We start from the raw sequence: 3,494 nt of genomic DNA on the forward strand, positions 1-3,494 counted from the left end.
GCGACGGCCTGCGGATCGGCGCCGGTCTCGGCGGCGACATGCGCCACCGTGGTCGCCTCGGTGGGCTCATAGTCCGGCTGGTCGCTCATCAGGTGCATGCGCGTAAAGCCGCCGCCGGCGCCGCGGACGCCGTCCTCGGGCCGGCTGGCGAACAGCCGGGCTCGGAAGTCGGGGTCCTTCAGCGCCTTGACCCGCTCATCGAGCGAGAGCGTGGCGATCTCCTTGTAGACCGGGTAGTGGGTGAAGGGATTCACCGTCAGCTCCAGCCCGAGCAGGACGCCCACCGGGCGCGCGGCCACCTGCGCCTTGATCGACAGGCCGGCGGCGTTGGCGTCCTCCACCGCATGCAGCAGGCTCTTGTAGGACTGCGGCCGCATCGGATTCTGGATCAGCGAAAACGACATCGGCCGGCCCGAGGCCGCGACCACGCGGCGCAGCATGGCGAACTCGGCGTCCTCGTCGCCGAAGTCGGAGACGAACTGCAGCACGCCCTTGCCGGCGGCCTTCAGGCCCATGGCGATGCCGGTCAGCTCGTCCTCGCCGGCGGTCAGGGTCGGCGTCGGCTGGCCGTCGCTGGTGCGGTGGTTCAGCGTGCGCGAGGTGGTGAAGCCCAGCGCTCCCGCTTCCGCCGCGCCCTGGGCGATCCGCGCCATCGCGGCGATGTCCGCCTCGGTGGCCGCCTCGCGATTGGCGCCGCGCTCGCCCATGACGAAGACGCGCACGGCGGCGTGCGGCAGCTGAGAGCCGATATCGACGTCGAAACGGCGCTTTTCCAGGCTGGCCAGATAGTCGGGATAGCTTTCCCAGTTCCACGGCAGCCCCTGGCTGAGCACCGGGAAGGGGATGTCCTCGACGCCCTCCATCAGCCGCACCAGCCGGTCGTGATCCTCAGGCCGGCAGGGGGCGAAGCCGACGCCGCAATTGCCCATCACCACCGTGGTCACCCCGTGCCAGGACGAGGGCTGCATCCGCTCGTCCCAGGTGGCCTGGCCGTCATAGTGAGTGTGGATGTCGACGAAGCCCGGCGTCACCACCTGGCCCTTCGCGTCGATCTCCTCGGTTCCGCGGCCGGCGACCGCGCCGACGGCGACGATCAGGCCGTCCTTGACCGCGATGTCCGCCTCGCGCGGGGCGGAGCCCAGGCCGTCGTGGACGAGGCCGCCGCGCACGACGAGATCGTAAGGCTGGTCCATGGTCGTTTCCTCAGAGTCCTGGCGCGTATTTGGCGCGCCCGGCGGGGGGCGGGTCAAGTCTTTGGGACCCAGCGGGGCTTATTCGGCCTGGAGAAAAACTCGCGGTCCGCGGCCAGGCCCGGTGCTTGCGCGCCGGTCGCCGCATCCCGACCTGAACGGAACAGAAGGCGCACTTTCACATTCTGCCAACACGCCAGAGGACGGATTGATGGCCAAGGTGATTTTGGGGTTTGGGGCAATGCTGGGCATAGCGCTCGGCCTGATGCTGCCGGCGCCGACCCATGGCGTCCAGCACACCCACCTGATCGTGCCCGGAACGAGTTCGGCGCAGTAATTCCTCGGCGTCGCCGCCTTGCGTCCTTCGCCCGCGAGGGGAGAAGGGGACGCGGTGGTTTGCCTGATCTAGACTCCCCCACGTGAGTCGTCCGTTCGCCTTCTACGAATTCTTCGCCGGCGGCGGCATGGCGCGGCTGGGGCTTGGGCGCGACTGGAACTGCCTGTTCGCCAACGACTTCGATGCGCTGAAGGCCGCGACCTACCGCGCCAATTTCGGCGGCGACCACCTGCATCACGGCGATGTCTGGGCGATCGATCCCGGCGAACTGCCCGGCCGTGCCGATCTGGCCTGGGCGTCCAGCCCCTGCCAGGACGTCAGCCTGGCCGGCGCGCGCGCGGGCCTGGGCGGCGCGCGCTCCTCGGCCTTCTGGGGCTTCTGGCGGCTGATCGAGGCGCTGGACGATCAGGGCCGCGCGCCGCGCGTCCTGGTGCTGGAGAATGTCGCCGGCCTGTTGAGCTCCGCCGGCGGCGCGGATTTCGCCGCCATCGGCCAGGCCTTCGCCGCCCGCGGCTACGGGTTCGGCGCGGTCGAACTCGATGCATCGACCTTTCTGCCGCAGTCGCGCGCGCGGGCCTTCGTCATCGCCACGCGCGAGCCGCCGCTCGGGCTGGTCTCCGCCACGCCCGGCCCCGACGCCACCGCCGCCGTCCGCCGCGCCTTCGAGGCCCTGCCCCAGCCCCTGCGCCGCCATTGGCTGTGGTGGCGGCTGGCGGCGCCTCGCGCCCGCAACACCACCCTGGCCGACGCTCTGGAGCCCGACGAGGCCGTCGCCTGGCGCTCGGCGGCGCAGACCACAGCCCTGCTGGGCCAGATGAGCCAGCTGCACCGCGAGCGCCTGCGCCTGGCCGCGGCGAGCGGCGAGCGGATTACCGCGCCCGTCTACCGCCGCGTTCGTGGGGCCGCGCCCGACAAGGTCCAGCGCGCCGAGCTTCGCCTCGATGGCCTGGCCGGCTGTCTGCGCACTCCCGGCGGCGGCTCGTCGCGCCAGTTGCTGGTCATCGTCGATCACGGCCGCACGCGCAGCCGCCTGATGACCGCCCGCGAAGGGGCGCGGCTGATGGGCCTGGGCGAAGACTATCGCCTGCCCGCCGGCGCCACCGCCGCCTGGCGGGTGATCGGCGACGGGGTCGCGGTCCCGGTGGTGCGCCATCTGGCCGAGCAGATCCTGAAACCGCTGATGGCCGGCCAGGCCGTCATCGCCGCGGCTGAACAGGGGCCGACGATTTCTGGGCGGACAAGGCTCGCCGCCAGCGCCTAAAGTGGCCCCGCAAAGGCCAACACCGCGAAAGACCCGCCGCCATGACCACCACCACCGCCAAAGCCTACGACGCCGCGCGCTTCAAGCGCGCCGGGCGCGGCAAGATCTACGACTCGATCATCGACACCATCGGCGACACCCCGCTGATCCGCCTGCCGCGGCTGACCGCCGAGCTGAAGCCCAAGGGCGAGGTGCTGGCCAAGCTGGAATTCTTCAACCCCTTGAGCAGCGTCAAGGACCGCATCGGCGCCTCGATGATCGAAGCGCTCGAGGCCCAGGGTCTGCTCAAGCCCGGCTCGACCATCATCGAGCCGACCAGCGGCAATACCGGCATAGCGCTGGCCTTCGTGGCCGCCGCCAAGGGCTATCCGATCATCCTGGTCATGCCGGAGAGCATGTCGATCGAGCGGCGCAAGATGCTGGTGCTGCTGGGCGCGCGGCTGGAGCTGACGGCGGCGGAGAAGGGCATGCGCGGCGCCGTCGCCCGCGCCCAGGAGCTGCTCGCCGAGATCCCCGGCTCGGTCATGCCGCAACAGTTCGAGAACCTGGCCAACCCGATGGTGCACCAGGTCTCGACCGGCGAGGAGATCTGGAACGATACCGGCGGCAAGGTCGATGCGGTGGTCTCCGGGGTCGGCACCGCCGGCACCATCACCGGCGTCGGCCACGCCTTGAAGGCCAGGAAGCCCTCGGTGCAGATGATCGC

General features: G+C 70.8%; 3 protein-coding genes. 2 read left to right on the forward strand and 1 reads right to left on the reverse strand.

The genetic code is table 11. The annotated features are described in order from the left end of the window. Positions 1-1,193 (reverse strand): N-acyl-D-amino-acid deacylase family protein (locus VGL85_RS02905; RefSeq protein WP_331585789.1); only part of this gene is annotated, 1,193 nt, incomplete at its 3' end. 416 nt (positions 1,194-1,609) lie between these two features. Here VGL85_RS02905 and VGL85_RS02910 point away from each other — a divergent pair. Together VGL85_RS02910 and VGL85_RS02915 are read left to right on the forward strand one after the other, a co-directional pair. Continuing rightward, a complete protein-coding gene (locus VGL85_RS02910) occupies positions 1,610-2,788 on the forward strand; it encodes a DNA cytosine methyltransferase (RefSeq protein ID WP_331585791.1) in 1,179 nt (392 codons plus the stop codon). 41 nt (positions 2,789-2,829) lie between these two features. Then, a partial coding sequence (locus tag VGL85_RS02915) for a PLP-dependent cysteine synthase family protein (protein WP_331585793.1) occupies positions 2,830-3,494 on the forward strand: 665 nt, incomplete at its 3' end.

Origin of the sequence: Phenylobacterium sp., from assembly GCF_036501465.1 — a bacterium.
In the GTDB taxonomy this organism is placed as follows: domain Bacteria; phylum Pseudomonadota; class Alphaproteobacteria; order Caulobacterales; family Caulobacteraceae; genus Phenylobacterium.